We start from the raw sequence: 609 nt of genomic DNA on the forward strand, positions 1-609 counted from the left end.
CCTTGATGGCGGCGATCTCGGCTGCGTCTGGTTCGGCGGCACCCAGGAGGGCATCCCCGATATCTCCGTCCACTTCTCGCGCCTCGCCGCTGGCGCCACGCGCTGGACGGCAGCGGAAAAGCTCTCGGACGATCCCACGCGGTCGGAGCAGAATCCGCTGCTCTTCAACGCGCCCGATGGCGCGCTCTGGGTGCTCTGGACGGCGCAGCTGGGCGGCAACCAGGACACGGCGCTGGTGCGGCGGCGCATCTCCGATGACGGCGGAAAGAGCTGGGGCCCGATCGAGACGTTGATTCCGGAAAAGCCCGGCTTCGGCACCTTCATCCGCAGCCGCATCGTCGTAAACGCGAGCGGCGAATGGCTGCTGCCGATCTGGCGCTGCGCCAAGCCGCCCTCCGGCGCCTGGACCGGCGACCTCGACACCTCCTCGGTGCTGATCTCGCGCGACGGCGGCGCGAGCTGGGAGGAAAGCCCGGTGCCGGAGAGCACCGGCTGCTGCCACATGTCCATCGTGCCGATGCGCGACGGCAGCATGCTTGCCTTCTACCGCAGCCGCTGGGCGGACCATGTCTACCGCAGCGTCTCCCACGATTCCGGCCGGAGCTGGAG

Annotated in this window: 1 protein-coding gene; it reads left to right on the forward strand. The window is 69.3% G+C overall.

Going from position 1 to position 609, the window contains the following annotated elements; translation table 11 throughout:
* Positions 1-609 (forward strand): exo-alpha-sialidase (locus AC1DWF_RS36190; protein ID WP_476843272.1); only part of this gene is annotated, 609 nt, incomplete at both ends.

It is taken from the genome of Aminobacter sp. P4_D5 (assembly GCF_056401815.1).